The 15275-nt window shown below is 71.7% G+C and carries 14 protein-coding genes; 8 read left to right on the forward strand and 6 right to left on the reverse strand.

What is annotated here, in order from left to right:
* Positions 1-722: polysaccharide deacetylase family protein (locus NOD94_RS34815; protein WP_281210214.1), on the forward strand; the 722-nt coding region annotated here is incomplete at its 5' end.
* 89 nt (positions 723-811) lie between these two features.
* Here NOD94_RS34815 and NOD94_RS34820 read toward each other — a convergent pair.
* Positions 812-1477, reverse strand: coding sequence for a class F sortase (locus NOD94_RS34820; RefSeq protein ID WP_281210215.1), 666 nt, complete (start codon positions 1475-1477; stop codon positions 812-814).
* Positions 1478-1830: 353 nt separating this feature from the next.
* On the opposite strand from NOD94_RS34820, the gene NOD94_RS34825 reads away from it, so the two are divergent.
* The gene (locus tag NOD94_RS34825) at positions 1831-2331 is read left to right on the forward strand and encodes a hypothetical protein (protein ID WP_281210216.1); all 501 of its coding nucleotides are present in this window, start codon (positions 1831-1833) and stop codon (positions 2329-2331) included.
* Between the two features lie 406 nt (positions 2332-2737).
* Here the strand turns inward: NOD94_RS34825 and NOD94_RS34830 are convergent, their stop codons facing one another.
* From NOD94_RS34830 to NOD94_RS34840, 3 genes are all read right to left on the reverse strand, one after another.
* Positions 2738-3544 (reverse strand): hypothetical protein, encoded by an 807-nt coding sequence (locus NOD94_RS34830; protein ID WP_281210217.1) that lies wholly within the window; start codon positions 3542-3544, stop codon positions 2738-2740.
* A 220-nt stretch (positions 3545-3764) separates the two neighbouring features.
* Entirely contained in the window at positions 3765-4535 is a 771-nt protein-coding gene (locus NOD94_RS34835; RefSeq protein ID WP_281210218.1) for a DUF4239 domain-containing protein, read from the reverse strand.
* A 126-nt stretch (positions 4536-4661) separates the two neighbouring features.
* Entirely contained in the window at positions 4662-4916 is a 255-nt protein-coding gene (locus tag NOD94_RS34840) for a hypothetical protein (protein ID WP_281210219.1), read from the reverse strand.
* A gap of 795 nt (positions 4917-5711) precedes the next feature.
* On the opposite strand from NOD94_RS34840, the gene NOD94_RS34845 reads away from it, so the two are divergent.
* Together NOD94_RS34845 and NOD94_RS34850 are read left to right on the forward strand one after the other, a co-directional pair.
* The gene (locus tag NOD94_RS34845; RefSeq protein WP_281210220.1) at positions 5712-6542 is read left to right on the forward strand and encodes an SAM-dependent methyltransferase; all 831 of its coding nucleotides are present in this window, start codon (positions 5712-5714) and stop codon (positions 6540-6542) included.
* 131 nt (positions 6543-6673) lie between these two features.
* On the forward strand, positions 6674-8833 hold the full coding sequence (locus tag NOD94_RS34850) for an EAL domain-containing protein (protein ID WP_281210227.1): 2160 nt from the start codon (positions 6674-6676) through the stop codon (positions 8831-8833).
* Positions 8834-8939: 106 nt separating this feature from the next.
* Here NOD94_RS34850 and NOD94_RS34855 read toward each other — a convergent pair whose 3' ends face one another.
* On the reverse strand, positions 8940-10016 hold the full coding sequence (locus NOD94_RS34855) for an FAD-dependent monooxygenase (protein ID WP_281210221.1): 1077 nt from the start codon (positions 10014-10016) through the stop codon (positions 8940-8942).
* Positions 10017-10122: 106 nt separating this feature from the next.
* Here NOD94_RS34855 and NOD94_RS34860 point away from each other — a divergent pair, with 106 nt between their 5' ends.
* Complete coding sequence (locus NOD94_RS34860; protein ID WP_281210222.1) at positions 10123-10767, forward strand: TetR family transcriptional regulator; 645 nt, start codon at positions 10123-10125, stop codon at positions 10765-10767.
* 28 nt (positions 10768-10795) lie between these two features.
* Here the strand turns inward: NOD94_RS34860 and NOD94_RS34865 are convergent, their stop codons facing one another.
* The gene (locus tag NOD94_RS34865; RefSeq protein ID WP_281210223.1) at positions 10796-11674 is read right to left on the reverse strand and encodes a LysR family transcriptional regulator; all 879 of its coding nucleotides are present in this window, start codon (positions 11672-11674) and stop codon (positions 10796-10798) included.
* A gap of 95 nt (positions 11675-11769) precedes the next feature.
* On the opposite strand from NOD94_RS34865, the gene NOD94_RS34870 reads away from it, so the two are divergent.
* The 3 genes from NOD94_RS34870 to NOD94_RS34880 are packed head-to-tail and all read left to right on the forward strand — an operon-like array spanning position 11770 to position 15250.
* The gene (locus tag NOD94_RS34870; RefSeq protein ID WP_281210224.1) at positions 11770-12474 is read left to right on the forward strand and encodes a succinate dehydrogenase; all 705 of its coding nucleotides are present in this window, start codon (positions 11770-11772) and stop codon (positions 12472-12474) included.
* Between the two features lie 2 nt (positions 12475-12476).
* Complete coding sequence (locus NOD94_RS34875; RefSeq protein ID WP_281210225.1) at positions 12477-14513, forward strand: fumarate reductase/succinate dehydrogenase flavoprotein subunit; 2037 nt, start codon at positions 12477-12479, stop codon at positions 14511-14513.
* Entirely contained in the window at positions 14510-15250 is a 741-nt protein-coding gene (locus tag NOD94_RS34880; RefSeq protein ID WP_281210226.1) for a succinate dehydrogenase/fumarate reductase iron-sulfur subunit, read from the forward strand. The genes NOD94_RS34875 and NOD94_RS34880 overlap by 4 nt, the downstream gene beginning before the upstream one ends.
* Positions 15251-15275 lie beyond the last annotated feature (25 nt).

The following is a 15275-nucleotide window of genomic DNA, read 5'->3' on the forward strand; positions in this document are numbered from 1 at the left end:
CGGCGGGAGCACCCGGACTGCGCGCCGCCGGGCCGCCCGAAAAGTCCTACCGGCTCCGGCCGATGACCGCCGAGGCGCCCGCGCGCCCGCCGCTCGCGAAACCCGCGGTCCGGGCCCGGCCCATCCTCGGACTGCCCGACGACGCCGCCCACGCCAGTGCCATGGCCCTCACCTTCGACGACGGCCCCGACCCCCGCTACACCCCCGCCATCCTCGACACCCTCGCCCGGTACCAGGTCCGCGCCACGTTCTTCGTCTGCGGGGAGATGGCCACCGACAACCGCGACCTGCTGCGCCGGATGGTCGCCGAAGGTCACGTCATCGGCAACCACACCTGGACGCACCCGCTCATCCCCAAGCTCGGCCGTCCCGCCCTGCTCTCCGAGATCGGCCGCACCAGCGAGGTCGTCCAGCAGACCGTCGGGGAGCCGCCCCTGTGGTTCAGGGCGCCGTACGGAGCCTGGAACCGGGCCGCCTTCGAGATCGGCGCCGACCTGGGCATGGAGCCGCTCGCCTGGACCCTGGACACCCTCGACTGGAAGGAACCCGGGACCACCGCCATCGTCTCCCGCGTACAGGCCGGCGCCGGGCCCGGGGTGATCGTGCTGAACCACGACGCGGGCGGCAACCGCGCGCAGAGCGTCCAGGCCCTGGCCACCTACCTGCCCCAACTCCTGGCGCGCGGATACCGGATGACCCTGCCCACGCTGCCGCCCCGCTGAGGAGGACTCCTCGGCGGGGCGGTGGTCGGACGTGGTCCTGCCGGCGGATCCCGTCGGCGGGTCCGTCGGAAGGTTCGTCGGAAGGTGCGTCAGCGGGCGGCCACCATCCGGGCGAAGACGACCACGTTCCCGTCGTAGCCCTTGTCCTTCGAATAACCGCCGCCACAGGTGATCACCCGCAGCTCCGGGTGCCCGGTGTCCCCGTACACGCGGGCACCGGGGAAGGAGTCCTTGGAGAACACCTCCACGCCGTACACCTCGAACACGGCCGTGCGCCCGTCGTACCGCTCCACCTCGATCCGGCTGCCCGGCTTCGTCGACCCGAGGCCGTAGAAGACGGCCGGGCCCTGCGCGTTGTCCACGTGCCCCACGATCACCGCGGACCCCTGCTGGCCCGGCGAGATGCCGTTGAGGTACCAGCCCGCGAGGTTGCGGTCCTGCGGCGGAGGGGCGTCGATCCACCCCTGCGCGTCCAGCCCGACCGTCATCACCGGCGCGTCCACGCTGATCGACGGGATCCGGATGCGCTGCACCGACGAGTGGTCCAGCACCTCCATGTCCGCCGGTGGCGTCGGCGGATTCGCCGGCAGCTGGTCCGGGCGCACGGCGACGGCCGCGGCAGCGGTGGGCTGCGGCGGCCCGCCCTCGACGTTCGCTCCGTTGCGCATCATGGCGAGGCCGCTGAGCATGACCAGCGCGAGCACTCCCCAGGGGGAACGTCTCCTCGGCCGCTGCTCACTCTCGTCCTCGGTCATGGCTCTCCCTTCCCGACGCGGGGGTCCCGACCCGCGTTCCAGTCCCACCCCTGTACGCCCTACTTCACGCACGCTAAGGGCGCTCGGTCGGGACGGCGATCGGGGAGGGGCGAACGGGTGGTGGGGCCGGAAGGGGTGCGCCCATCCAGGTAATCGTCACATAAATGCCTGACGCCCCGTGACCTGCGGATCCGTCAGATTCATTGCGCGCCCTTCGGCGTGTCGCTCAACCGGGCGGCCCAAAGGTGGACATGCGTCGGTTGCGGACCGGCCCGAGTGTTCGTGATGGGAGGCGTTCTCGTCGATCTGCCCGGAGCCACCGCTCCGGGGCGCTTTCCGCTGGAGGTTCCACCATGCGTGTTTTCCGCGCTCTCACCGTGACCGCGGCTGCTTGCGCCGCGATCGGTCTCAGTGCCACGTCCGCTCACGCGAACCCGCAGGGCGGCGGCAGCGGGCCCAGCAACGTCACGGTCAACCCGTACTCCGTGCATCAGGGTGCTTCGATGCAGGTCAGCGCGGCCGGCTGCCGCAACGGCGGCACCGTCTGGTCGCACGGCAACTTTCCGCAGACGAACCTGTCGTCCGGCCCCATCGGCTTCGCCACCGTCCGGATCTTCAACCACGCCTCGCCCGGCCACCACACGCTGTCGGTCAAGTGCCACGACAACAACCTGGTCGCCACGCACCGCTTCACCATCCTCCCGGGCCGCGGTGCCCAGGGCGGCATCGGCGGGTCCTTCGGCCCGTCCGCCGCCGAGACGGCCATGGGCGCGGGTCTGATCGGTGCGGCCGCACTCGGCGCGGGCGTGCACGTGATGCGCCGGCGTCGTCCCGTCCCGGCGGGCCGGGCCTGACAGGTCCGCCGCACGGGGCGAAAGCCCACCCTGAAGATCGCCGGTCGCCCCGGGCCCGCACGGGCCTCGGGGCGACCGGCGGTTTGCGGGTGGGACGGGGCGGGCGCGAGGACGTGGCGCTCGGGGGAGGCGCCGGGCGGTGCGTGCGGTGCGTGCGGTGTGTGCGGTGTGTGCGATGCGTGCGGTGCGTGCGGTGTGTGCCGGGTCGGTGGGGTGGGCCCGGCGGTACACGGGTCGTGCGGGGTGTGCTGGGTGCGCGAGGCACGTCGGGCGTGTGGGGTGTGGGTCGTGCAGGGCGTACGGGGCCTGCCGGTCGTTCGGGCCGGGGGAGTCATGCCGGTCGTGGCGCCCCGTACGCGTCGTGAGGGCCGTTCGGATCGCTCGGGTGCCGCGGTCGCTCCGGCGATCAGTGCCCGTTGGAAGGCCGGCGGCGGCGCAGGGCGTACGCGGTGCCCGCCGAGGCGATCAGGAAGAGGCCCGCACCCGCGCCGAGTTCCAGCGGGTCCATCCCGGCGACGCTGCCGCCGAGCCCGCCCCGGACGCCGAGGCTGGCGCCACCCGAGGCCGTGAGGTTGCCCGTGACGGTGCCCGTCGTGGCGCGCGCGGTCGGCTCCGAGGTCGTACGGGGCGCGGTGGTGGTGCGCGGGGGGACGGCGGCCGTCGTGCGGGCCGGGGTCACGGCTGCGGTTCGCGGCGGGGTCGCGGGCGCGGTTCGCGGCGGGGCCACCGCGGCCGCGGGGGAGGAGGCCGCGGGGGAAGTGGCCGGGGGGGAGGTGGAGGCCGGCGCGGAGGCCGAGGGGGAAGTGCCCGTACGGGAGCCCGTGGTCGAGCTCGTGGTGGGCGTGCTCGTCGCGCCCGCGATCGTCACGTCGGCGGAGCCGGTCTCACCGTTGCAGGTGAAGGAGACGGAGTATTGGGCTCCGCGGCGGGCGTCGCTGTCCACCGTGACCCGGACGGTCTGGCCGCGCGCGATGCTCACGGTGTCGAAGATCCCGGAGGAGGCGGTGGCGAAGGCCGCGTCGCAGCCGGTGACGGAGAGCACCGTCCGACCGCCGGGGGCGACCGTGGACGGGGTGATGGCGAAACCGAACGAGGTGATGGGCGCCGCCTCCGCGGCGAGGGCGGCGGGCGCGCCGGGGGCGCCGAGTGCGAGGACCGCGCCCGCGGCGCCGGCGCTGAACAGGGTGGTGACGGAGCTGCGTATCGCACCCATGGCTGGTTCTCCGGATCCCCGAGGAGCAGCCGCGCAGCGTTTCCGCACGTGAGTGGTCATGCGCCTCGATGTCCGCCACGCTAGGTGCGGGTCCGGTGACCCGCGATCAGGAACGGGCGAATGGGGCATACCGGTAGGCCGAACCGGGTACGGACGGGCCGCCCCCGGTTTGCCGTCGTCCGCGCCGGGCGCCCGTTCCTTCGGGCGCCCGGCGCGGCGTTCAGTCGCCCAGCCCCAGATGGGGGAACTGTGCGAGGAAGGGCTCGGCGGTCGCCGAGATGCCCCGCCCGAACGGTGCGTCGAAGTCCCAGATCAGGAACAACAGGAAGGCGATCAGCGCGCTGAACAGGCCCGCGAGCAGCATCTCGCGGAACGACCGCCGGATCTGCAAGGTGAAGATCAACCCCACCGTCACGAGTGCTCCCGCGATCAGCCCGAACCACACCACTCCCGGCATGGTGGCGCCGGCGCTCTGCCCGCGTGAGTTGCGGGCGTCGTCCACCATCGCCGCCTGGTCGACCAGCGGTTGGTAGGCCTGTCCCTCGTGGTCGGTCTGCGGTTCGTAGTCCGTCACGTCCCGGCGGATACGTTCCAGCAGTTCGCCGCCGCGTTCGGTCAGCTCGCCGTTCTCGGCCATCTCCTTCCACTCCGTGTCCACCACGTACGTCACGTAGGCGTCGACGTCCGAGCGGATCTTCTTGCGCACCTCGGCCGGGTAGACCTCCGAGCGGACGCTGATCTCGTGCAGGGCCTGGGCCTCCTGGCGGACGTATTCCTGGGCGGCCCCTCTGCCTTCCCAGACGCCGGCGATGGCCAGGCCGAGCACGATGGCGTAGATCACCCCGATCATCATCGTCATGTACTCGATGACGTCCGGGGTTTCGTTCGGATCGTCGTCCTCGCCGATCCTGCGGTGGTTGAAGAAGGCGATGGAAAGGACCACGGCGCACGCCGCGGCCATCGCGAGGGACAGGACGAGCCATTCCGACAAGATGACTCCCAATCGGTGATCACGGGGAAGGAAGAACCGGGGCACCGGTGTGCCCGGAGCGGTCGGCGGGGACAGTGGGTTTCGGCGCGGCCGGTGGGTCTCGCGCGATCGGTGGGGTCCGAGCGGTCAGCGCGGGCGCAGCGCGACGATCGCGAGCACGGCGGGAGCCGCGGTCATGAGCGTGAAAGTGACCGGTGAGATGTGGCGCTCGGCCGGTTTGCGGGCCGGCGCGTGGTAGCTGGGGCGCGCCACCGGCTTGGGGGCGGGTGACGGGGTCACCACCGGCGGCGGCGTCGGCTCCGGCGCGGGCTTGGGCGGCGGCGGGGCGGGCGCCTTGTACACCCGGGGCGGCGGCGGAGCCGGGACGGGCGGCTTCGGCACCGGTTCGGGGGCCGGCCTGGGTGGAGCGGGAGCCGGTGGTGGTGGGGTGGGCTTCGGTGGCGGGGTCGGCTTGGGCTTCGGTGGAGGCGGAGTGGGCGTGGGCGTCGGGGTCGGGGTGGGTGTCGGGGTCGGGTTGGGCGTGGGGGTCGGCTTCGGCGGTGGCGGGGTCGGCTTCGGAGGGCACGGCGGGGGCGGCGGCGGGCAGTGGTGTCCACCGTGCCCTCCGTGGTGCCCTCCGCCGTGATGGCGGCCGCGGTCCTTGCAGTGCCCCTTGCCGTGATGTCCGCCACCCCGAACGGTCACGCTCCCGCCGCTGCCGGCGGCCGCGAACACCGTGAGGGACGCTCCGCCGTCGCCGGCGTCGATCGTCGCGTATGCGCTGCTATCGGCCACGGCCGGCGTGACGGCCAACGCCGCCCACAGTAGGACCGGGACCGCCAGCAGGCGCCTGGCACAGGCTCTGTTCACCCGGGGAGCATGGGCCCGCGCGCGCCCGCGCACGTGGGGGACGAGCTCGGTTCGCCTGAACGGGCGGAGTTCGGACCAGAGAGGTTTGAGCCAGCCGCCGACCGTGTCTGATCGAGTGCCGTTCAATTCCCAAAAGGTATTTGTCGGATTCCGAGCCACCTCTGTTCGGACCCGTCCGAGTCTTTGGTGTGTGACCAAGAACGGACCGCCAATTTCCGCTTTTACTCGCCCCGTTGGGCAATGATCAGTACATTCGGCTCGGACAGGAGTCCGACCCCCGTCCCGCCCCCCGGACGGACACGACACGACTACGGCTTGGAGACCCCGATGGAGCGCCCCGCCTGGGCCCCGGCAGGCATCGACATATCGGTGCCGAGCGTGTCCCGCATCTACGATTACTACCTGGGCGGCTCCCACAATTTCGAGGTCGACCGCCAGGCGGCCCGCCGCGCCATGGAATTCATGCCGGGCCTCCCCAAGGTCATGCAGGCCAACCGGGCATTCATGCGCCGTGCCGTCCGGCACGCCGTCGCCGAGGGCGTCACGCAGTTCCTCGACATCGGCTCCGGCATCCCGACCTTCGGCAACGTCCACGAGATCGCCCACGCGGCCAGTACTGAAGCGAGCGTCGTCTACGTCGACCACGACCCGGTGGCCGTCGCGCACAGCCGGGCCGTCCTCGACGGTGACGAGCGCACCGGCGTCGTCGCCGCCGACCTGCGCAAGCCGCAGGAGATCCTCGCCGCTCCCGAGGTCGGCCGACTGCTGGACCTGAACCGCCCCGTCGCACTGCTGCTCGTCGCCGTCCTGCACTTCATCGAGGACGCGGACGAGCCGTACGCCGCCGTCGCCGAACTGCGCGACGCGCTGGCCCCGGGCAGCCTGCTCGTCCTCACGCACGCCTCGTACGAGGGGATCCCGCTCACCCAGGAGGTGGCGGGCGGCGTCGTCAACGTCTACCGCGACATCCGCAACCCCCTCGTCATGCGCAGCAGGGAGCAGGTCAGCGGCTTCTTCGATGGCTTCGACCTGCTCGAACCGGGTCTCGTGTCCATGCCGGACTGGCGCCCGGACCGCACCGAGGCGCTCGCCGAGGGCGACGAGTCGGAGGACCCGTACGCCTTCTCGGGCTTCGGCGGCGTGGGACGCAAGGCGTGAGACTCCCCGCTCCCACACCGCCGCCCGCCTCCCCGGGCCGGGCCTTCCCGGAGGCCGTCGCCTTCGGGACCGCCCCGGATCCGGCCGGCACCTCCGCGAAGCACCCCGGCCCCGTCCCGGGGCGGGAGCAGCTGCGTGAGCTGCGCAGTGGGCTGGAGGACCGGATCGCGCGCTTCGCGACCATCTGGGGGCGGGCGATCTTCCCCGTCACGGCCACCTCGCTGACCCGGCCCGAGTTCGAACAGCACCTCGTACCGCTCACCCGCACGCTCACCGAGGCCCTGCACGCCCGGCCCTTCGACGCCGCCGTCGCCCAGCGGGTGGGCGCCGAACTCGTCGCCGTGCACTGCACCGACCCCGAAGCCCTGGCGGGCACCCTCGGCGTGGTCGAGTCCTACCTCGTGCTGTACTGCGGGCCCGACGGCTCCGGGACGGAAGGCACCGAGGAGTACCGGTCCCGTTGTGCCCGCCTCCAGCACGGCATCGCGGCCGGGTTCGCCCGCGCGCTGCGCGAACGGACCCTGAAGGAGCAGGAGGCCATCGCCCGCTCCGCGCTCACGGCGCGCAGCGACGCCCAGCAGGCCCTCCACGCCAGCGAGGAACGGTTCCGGGCGGTCTTCGAGGGCGCCGCCATCGGGATCGGCATCGCCGACCTGCAGGGCAACGTCCTCGAGGTCAACGACACCCTGCTGCAGATGTTCGGTGGCCTGGAGGGCCACGTCCGGGGCCGCAACGTCAGCGAATGGGGACACCCCGACGACACTCCGCACGTGTGGCGCATGTACGGGGAGCTGGTGCGCGGGGAGCGCGAGCACTACCGCGTGGAGAAGCCGTACTACCGGCACGACGGCACCGTCCTGTGGACCAACCTGACGGTGTCCCTGCTGCGCGACACCGACGGCACCCCGCAGTACCAGCTGGCCCTGATGGAGGACACCACCGAACGCCGGCTGCTGAACCTGCGGCTGCGCTACGAGGCGACCCATGACGCGCTGACCGGACTGCCCAACCGGACGCTGTTCTTCGAACGGCTGGAGAAGGCCCTGGGCGGAGGCGGGGGAAGCCGCTTCGGCCTGTGCTACCTCGACCTCGACGGCTTCAAGGCGGTCAACGACAGCCTGGGCCACTCGGCCGGCGACCGGCTCCTGGTGGAGGTCGCCGACCGGCTGCAGAGCTGCGCGACCGGACCGGGCGAGGTGGTGGCCCGCCTGGGCGGCGACGAGTTCGTGGCCCTCACCACCGGCCCCGCCGCCGACAGCGAGGAGAAGGTGACGGACCTGGCGGTCCGGATCCTGTCCGCCCTGTCGACGCCGATCCGGCTGGAGGGCCGGGAGCTGACCGTGCGGGGCAGCATCGGCATCGTCGAGGGCCGGGCCGGCCAACGGACCGCCGCGGAGGTGCTGCGCAGTGCCGACATCACCATGTACCGGGCCAAGGCGGCGGGCGGGAACCGCTTCGAGTTCGCCGACGCGGAGGCCGACGCCCGCGCCATCACCCGGCACGGCCTGACCAACGCGCTCCCCGCCGCGCTGGAACGCGGCGAGTTCTTCATCGAGTACCAGCCGCTGGTGCACATGCACGACGGCAGCGTGCGCGGTGCGGAGGCGCTGGTGCGTTGGTCGCACCCGCAGTACGGGGTCCTCGGCCCCGACCGGTTCATCCCGCTCGCGGAACGGACCGGCCTCATCGTTCCGCTCGGCCGCTGGGTCCTGGAGGAGTCGGTCCGGCAGGCCCGGAGCTGGCAGCTCCAGCACGGCGGCTCCAGCCTGCGCGTCAACGTCAACCTCTCCCCGACGCAGCTCCACCACCCCGGCCTGGTCGCCGACACGGTACGGGTACTGGAGGCCTCGGGCCTGGCCCCGGGCGCCCTGTGCCTGGAGGTCACCGAGTCGGCGTTGATAGGGGCCGACGACGAGCTCCTCGAACCGCTGCGGCGGCTCGCCGCCCTGGGCGTGGACATCGCCCTGGACGACTTCGGCACCGGCTACTCGAACCTCGCGAACCTGCGCCGCCTCCCCGTCAGCGTTCTGAAACTGGACCGCTCCTTCACGCAGGGGATGCAGCAGCAGCCGGCCAACCCCGTCGACGTCAAGATCGTGGAGGGCATCGTCGCGCTGGCCCACAGCCTCGAACTCGCCGTGACGGTCGAGGGCGTGGAGACCGGCGTCCAGGCCGCCCAGCTCCGCGACCTCGGCTGTGACACGGCCCAGGGCTGGTACTACGCCCGCCCCGGCTCCCCGGACCGCATCCACACCCTGTCCCTCTCCGACGCGGTCCCCACCCCCACCTGACCGGCCCCGAATCCGGGTGGGGCGGCGCGGCTCGATGGACCGCTGCCCCGAGGAGCCGGGCGTGGCCGTCGAGTGGATGGTCGGGGGCGGCTGTCGGGACGGTCGGTCAGCGCAGACCGGCCTCCGTTCCCCGACCCGGCTCGCGCACGGCCGCGAGGACCCGCTCCAGTCGTTCGGTCGTGTCGGCCAGCAGCTCGGCGGCCGCGGGCAGCCGCTCGGCCTCGTAGCGGTCGAGGATTTCCTCCCGGGCGGGTCCGGGCGGTGTGCGCAGGGCCGAGGTCAGGGCCCGGCCCAGGGTGGCCGCGTCCTGGATTCCGGTGTTCATGCCCCGCCCGCCGGCGATGGGATGGACGTGGCCCGCGTCCCCGGCGAGGAAGGCCCGCCCCTCCCGCAGCCGGTCGGCCATGCGGACGTTGACGGTCCAAGCCGACATCCAGGTGGGATCGGCCAGTTCGATGCCCGGCATCCCGGCGTGCCGGTCGAACAGCCGCTGGAAGCTTTCCAGGGACGGCGGTATCGGCTCCCCGCGGGCGTCCCGCTCGCGCGAGGCCTGGAGCTGGAAGGAGTCGGTGCCCGGTATCGGGCAGAGCAGCATGGCGCCGCCGTCCGACGTGAACCACTGGTGCCAGTGGTCGCGGCTGAGCCCTGGGGCGCTCACGTCCCCGAGGACCATCAGCGACTCCTCCTCGGTGCTTCCCTCGAAGGGGATGCCGAGAAGCTTGCGCGTCGTACTCCGTCCGCCGTCGCAGCCGGCGAGGTAGCGGCTGCCGATGGCCGGGCCGACCTCCGGCCGAGCCGTCACCGCGTCCGGGTCCTGACGGATTTCGGTGATCCGGGTCCCGTACTCGACCTGCACGCCGAGCTCCGCGAGCCGCTCGCGCAACAGCTCCTCGATCTGCCACTGCCCGATGAACAGGGCGTCGGTGAAGGGAGTGTCGCTGATGTGGGCTCCGTCGAAGTACTTGCGGAACACCAGGTCCGCGTTGCCGACGGCCGTCATCCTCGCGGCGACCCCCAGCTGTTCCAGGACGTCCAGGCTGCCCGGATCGAGGGTTTTCCCCCGGGACTCGCGGTGCGGGCCCGGGCGCCGCTCCACGATGCGCACCTCAATGCCGTTGAGGGCCAGCCGGCAGGCCAGGGTGAGCCCTGTTGGGCCGGAGCCCACGATCAGTACGTCTGTCATCGGTCGTCCTCTCGTCGTCGCCGGGTTCCAGGAAAGCGCGCCCGCGAAGAAAAAGCAACCGGGTAATGAACGTGACTTGGTAAATATTCGGTGGTACGGTGTCGGCATGGAAAACACGACGGGTCTGCGAGAGAGCAAGAAGCTGCGTACGCGCCGCCAGCTGGCGGCCACGGCGCTGGAACTCTTCCTGGAACGGGGCTTCGATGCCGTGTCGGTGGCCGATGTCGCCGCGGCGGCGGAGGTGTCCAAACCCACCCTGTTCCGTTACTTCCCCACCAAGGAGGACCTCGTCCTCGACCGGTTCGCCGACCATCAGGACGAGGCGGCGCGGGTCGTGCGCGAACGGGCCGCCGGCCGGACCCCCGTCGGGGCGGTCCGCGATCACTTCGTGGCCGCCCTCGCCGAGCGGGACCCGATCACCGGGCTCTGCGACCACCCGAACGTCCTCGCCTTCCAGGGGCTCCTCCATTCCACCGAGGGCCTGAAGTCCCGGCTGTTCCAATACACGGCCCGAGAGGTGGAACTCCTCGCCGCGGCTCTGGAGGCGGAGTCCGTGGCACCGCTCACCGCACGGCTGGCGGCCATGAACCTGGTGGCGGTGCGCCAGGAACTGGGCCGTGAGAACTGGCGCCGGATCGCCGCCGGTCGGCGCGCCGATGATCTGTACCCGGACGCGGTGGTCGACGCCGAACGGGCCTTCGCCATGCTGGCCGACGGTCTCGACACGGCCTTGCCGATACGGTCGGCCTGACCCCGCGGCCGGGGAGCGCGGGGGCGGGTCAGCTCAGGAGGAGGCGTTTCAGTTCGCGGGCCGCGCGTGGGGGTGCGACGTCCGTGCGGTGGGCCAGGGCGATCGTGCGGCGCAGGGGGGAACCGGCGAGGCGGGTGGCGCGCAGGCCCGGGCCGCCGTGTTCGACGACCATCGCCGGGACCACCGCGATCCCGAGCCCGGCGCGGACGAAGCCGAGGATGGCGTCCATCTCGCCGCCCTCCACGGTGAACGTCGGCTCGAAGCCCGCCGCCCGGCAGGCGCCCACGGTGAGGTCCCGCAGGTCGTAGCCGTGGCGGAACATCACCATCGGCTCGTCGCGCAGGTCGGCGATGGTCAGTTCGCCCCCGCCCGCCGGGGGCGGGAGCTCCGCCGAGGAGACCACCAGCAAGTCCTCGGTCAGCAGCTCCACGGTGGTCAGGGCGGGTGCCGACGGTGGCAGGGGCAGGGTGATCAGGGCAAGGTCCAGCAGTCCCCGCGCGAGTTCCCGTACGAGGTCCAGGGAGCCGCTCTCCTCGATCAGCAGCTCGATGCCGGGGTGTGCGGTGTGGAAGGCGTGCAGGACGGCCGGCAGCATGCCCGTGCACACGCTCGGCGTCGCCCCCAACCGGATCCGCCCGCGTCGCAGTTGCGCGAGCTCCTGCACCTCCAGCCGTGCCGTGTCCGCGTCGGCGAGGATCCGGCGGGCCAGCGGGAGCAGGGCCTCGCCCGCGTCGGTGAGGGCGATGTTGCCCCGTACCCGGCTGAAGAGTTCGGCTCCCAGTTCCCGTTCGAGAGCCTTGATCTGCTGCGAGAGGGAGGGCTGGGCCACGTGCTCCCGCTCCGCGGCCCGGGTGAAGTGCCGGGTCTCGGCGACGGCAACGAAGTACACGAGCTGCTGGAACTGCATGCCACCAGACTAGCCCCGTCGATAGGCGTTGCCTATCGCGATCAGCTCCACCATGTCTTGGACCTTTCGGGACCTAAGTCCTTACCGTCGACTTCATGGCTCTGGCAACGCGGACGGATCGACGGCCGTCCATCACGCGCACGCTCTGGGACTCCACCGTCGGCAAGAAGTCCGTGATGGCGGCATCGGGCCTGATCATGCTCGGCTACCTCGTCGTGCACATGCTCGGCAACCTCAAGATCTTCTTCGGCGCGGAGGAGTTCAACGGGTACGCCCACTGGCTGCGCACCCTCGGGTCCCCCTTCCTGCACCACGAGTGGGCCCTGTGGATCGTCCGCGTCGTGCTCGTCGCCGCGGTCGTCGCCCACGCCGTGTGCGCCTACCAGCTCAGCCGGCGCGACATCAAGGCGCGCCCGGTGAAGTACGCCCACAAGCGGCGCCGGGCGAGCTACGCCACCCGCACCATGCGCTGGGGCGGCGTGATCCTGGCCCTCTTCATCGTGTGGCACATCCTCGACCTGACCACGCTCACGGTCAACGAGCGCGCCTGGGCCGGCCACCCGTACGAGAACGTCCTCGCCACCTTCTCCACCTGGTACGGCAACACGATCTACCTCGTCGCGATGGCAGCGCTCGGGCTGCACGTCCGCCACGGCTTCTGGAGCGCGGCCCAGACCCTCGGCGCCGGCAACGCCCGGCGCGACCGGACCTTGAAGTTCCTGGCCAACGCACTGGCCCTCGTCCTCTTCGCGGGCTTCGTGTCCGTCCCCGTCGCCGTCATGACCGGAGTGGTGAGCTGACCATGAGCGCACACGAGACCCCCGCGCAGACCGGGCCGCAGGATCCCCGTAGGTCCGACGGTTTCCACGGGTCCGGGTCCCACGATCCCCACGCGCCGTACGCGGACTACACCACCGGTGAGCCGATCGTCGACACCAAGGCCCCCGAGGGCCCCATCGCCGAGCGCTGGGACCGGCGCCGCTTCGAGGCCAAACTGGTCAACCCGGCGAACCGGCGCAAGCACCGGATCATCGTCGTCGGCACCGGCCTGGCCGGCGGCGCGGCCGGCGCGACCCTCGCCGAGCAGGGCTACCACGTCGTCCAGTTCTGCTTCTCCGACTCCCCGCGCCGCGCCCACTCCATCGCCGCACAAGGCGGAATCAACGCCGCGAAGAACTACCGCAACGACGGCGACTCCGTACACCGCCTCTTCTACGACACCGTCAAGGGCGGCGACTTCCGCGCCCGCGAGTCCAACGTGCACCGCCTCGCGCAGATCTCCGTCGAGATCATCGACCAGTGCGTGGCGCAGGGCGTCCCCTTCGCCCGCGAGTACGGCGGCCTCCTCGACACCCGTTCCTTCGGCGGCGTCCAGGTGTCCCGCACCTTCTACGCCCGCGGCCAGACCGGCCAGCAGCTGCTGCTCGGCGCCTACCAGGCCCTGTCCCGGCAGATCGCCGCGGGCAACGTGGAGATGCACGCCCGCACCGAGATGCTGGACCTGATCACCGTCGACGGCGTCGCCCGCGGCATCGTGGCCCGCGACCTGATCACCGGGAAGATCTCCACGCACTACGCGGACGCGGTGGTCCTGGCGAGCGGCGGCTACGGCAACGTCTTCTACCTCTCCACCAACGCCATGAACTCCAACGCGACCGCCATCTGGCGGGCGCACCGGCGCGGCGCCCACTTCGCCAACCCCTGCTTCACCCAGATCCACCCCACCTGCATCCCGCGCACCGGCGACCACCAGTCCAAGCTCACCCTGATGAGCGAGTCCCTGCGCAACGACGGCCGGATCTGGGTCCCCAAGGCCGAGGGCGACACCCGCCCCGCGGCCGAGATCCCCGAGGCGGAGCGCGACTACTACCTGGAGCGGATCTACCCCTCCTTCGGCAACCTCGTCCCCCGCGACATCGCCTCCCGGGCCGCGAAGAACGTCTGCGACGAGGGTCGTGGCGTCGGACCGGGCGGCCAGGGCGTGTACCTGGACTTCGCCGACGCCATCCGCCGCATGGGCAAGGACAAGGTGGCGGAGAAGTACGGCAACCTCTTCGACATGTACGAGCGGATCACGGCGGAGAACCCGTACGAGGTCCCCATGCGGATCTACCCGGCGGTCCACTACACGATGGGCGGCCTGTGGGTCGACTACGACCTCCAGACCACCGTCCCGGGCCTGTTCGCGATCGGCGAGGCCAACTTCTCCGACCACGGCGCCAACCGCCTCGGCGCCTCCGCCCTCATGCAGGGCCTCGGTGACGGCTACTTCGTGCTGCCGTCCACCATCAACGACTACCTGGCCCGTCACCCGCACCACGACGAGGTCGACGACGGCCACCCGGAGGCGGCCGCCGCCGTCCGCGAGACCCGTGACTGCCTCGCCAAGCTGCTCGCCGTCGACGGGGACCGCACCCCCGACTCCTTCCACCGAGAGATCGGCGAACTCATGTGGGAGTACTGTGGGATGGCGCGCACCGAAGAGGGCCTGCGCAAGGCCCTCGCCCGGATCCCCGAGATCCGCGAGGAGTTCTGGCGGCGCATCAAGGTCCCCGGCAGCGGCGAGGAGTTCAACCAGTCGCTGGAGAAGGCCAACCGGATCGTCGACTACCTGGAACTCGCCGAGCTGATGTGCCTCGACGCCCTCCACCGCGCCGAATCCTGCGGCGGTCACTTCCGCGTCGAGTCCCAGACCCCGGACGGTGAAGCGGCCCGCCGCGACGAGGAGTTCGGCTACGCGGCCGCCTGGGAGTACCGGGGCACCGGAGCCGCACCCGTCCTGCACAAGGAAGACCTCGTCTTCGAGTACGTCCACCCCACACAGCGGAGCTACGCATGAAGCTCACCCTGCGCGTCTGGCGCCAGCGGAACGCCGACGCCCCCGGCGCCATGGCCTCCTACGAGGTCGACGGCATCTCGAAGGACATGTCCTTCCTGGAGATGCTCGACACCCTCAACGAGGAACTCATCCTGCGCGGCGAGGACCCGGTCGCCTTCGACCACGACTGCCGCGAGGGCATCTGCGGCGCGTGCAGCCTCGTCATCAACGGCGACGCCCACGGTCCGGAGCGCACCACCACCTGCCAGCTCCACATGCGGTCCTTCGCCGACGGCGACACCATCGACGTCGAGCCGTGGCGGGCTTCCGCCTTCCCCGTGGTCAAGGACCTCGTCGTCGACCGCAGCGCCTTCGACCGCATCATCCAGGCCGGCGGATACATCACGGCGCCGACCGGCGCGGCCCCCGAGGCGCACGCCACCGCCGTGCCCAAGCCCGACGCCGACTTCGCCTTCGAGCACGCCGAGTGCATCGGCTGCGGAGCCTGCGTGGCGGCCTGCCCCAACGGGTCGGCGATGCTGTTCACCTCCGCCAAGGTCAACCACCTCAACGTGCTCCCGCAGGGCTCGCCCGAGCGCGAGACCCGGGTGCTGGACATGGTGGCCCGGATGGACGACGAGGGGTTCGGCGGCTGCACCCTGACCGGCGAATGCGCCACCGCCTGCCCCAAGGGCATCCCGCTGCCGTCGATCGCCGCGATGAACAAGGAGTGGCTCCGAGCGGTCCGCAAGACCTGACCACCTCCTGACGCCGCTGGGCCCC

It is taken from the genome of Streptomyces sp. Isolate_45 (genome assembly GCF_024721315.2).
Classification (GTDB): Bacteria; Actinomycetota; Actinomycetes; order Streptomycetales; family Streptomycetaceae; genus Streptomyces.

Excerpts from the sequence above, each read along its gene's own strand:
- NOD94_RS34820 (WP_281210215.1), bottom strand. The coding sequence starts at position 1,477 with ATGACCGAGGACGAGAGTGAGCAGCGGCCGAGGAGACGTTCCCCCTGG.
- NOD94_RS34825 (WP_281210216.1), top strand. The coding sequence starts at position 1,831 with ATGCGTGTTTTCCGCGCTCTCACCGTGACCGCGGCTGCTTGCGCCGCG.
- NOD94_RS34830 (WP_281210217.1), bottom strand. The coding sequence starts at position 3,544 with ATGGGTGCGATACGCAGCTCCGTCACCACCCTGTTCAGCGCCGGCGCC.
- NOD94_RS34845 (WP_281210220.1), top strand. The coding sequence starts at position 5,712 with ATGGAGCGCCCCGCCTGGGCCCCGGCAGGCATCGACATATCGGTGCCG.
- NOD94_RS34855 (WP_281210221.1), bottom strand. The coding sequence starts at position 10,016 with ATGACAGACGTACTGATCGTGGGCTCCGGCCCAACAGGGCTCACCCTG.
- NOD94_RS34860 (WP_281210222.1), top strand. The coding sequence starts at position 10,123 with ATGGAAAACACGACGGGTCTGCGAGAGAGCAAGAAGCTGCGTACGCGC.
- NOD94_RS34865 (WP_281210223.1), bottom strand. The coding sequence starts at position 11,674 with ATGCAGTTCCAGCAGCTCGTGTACTTCGTTGCCGTCGCCGAGACCCGG.
- NOD94_RS34870 (WP_281210224.1), top strand. The coding sequence starts at position 11,770 with ATGGCTCTGGCAACGCGGACGGATCGACGGCCGTCCATCACGCGCACG.
- NOD94_RS34875 (WP_281210225.1), top strand. The coding sequence starts at position 12,477 with ATGAGCGCACACGAGACCCCCGCGCAGACCGGGCCGCAGGATCCCCGT.
- NOD94_RS34880 (WP_281210226.1), top strand. The coding sequence starts at position 14,510 with ATGAAGCTCACCCTGCGCGTCTGGCGCCAGCGGAACGCCGACGCCCCC.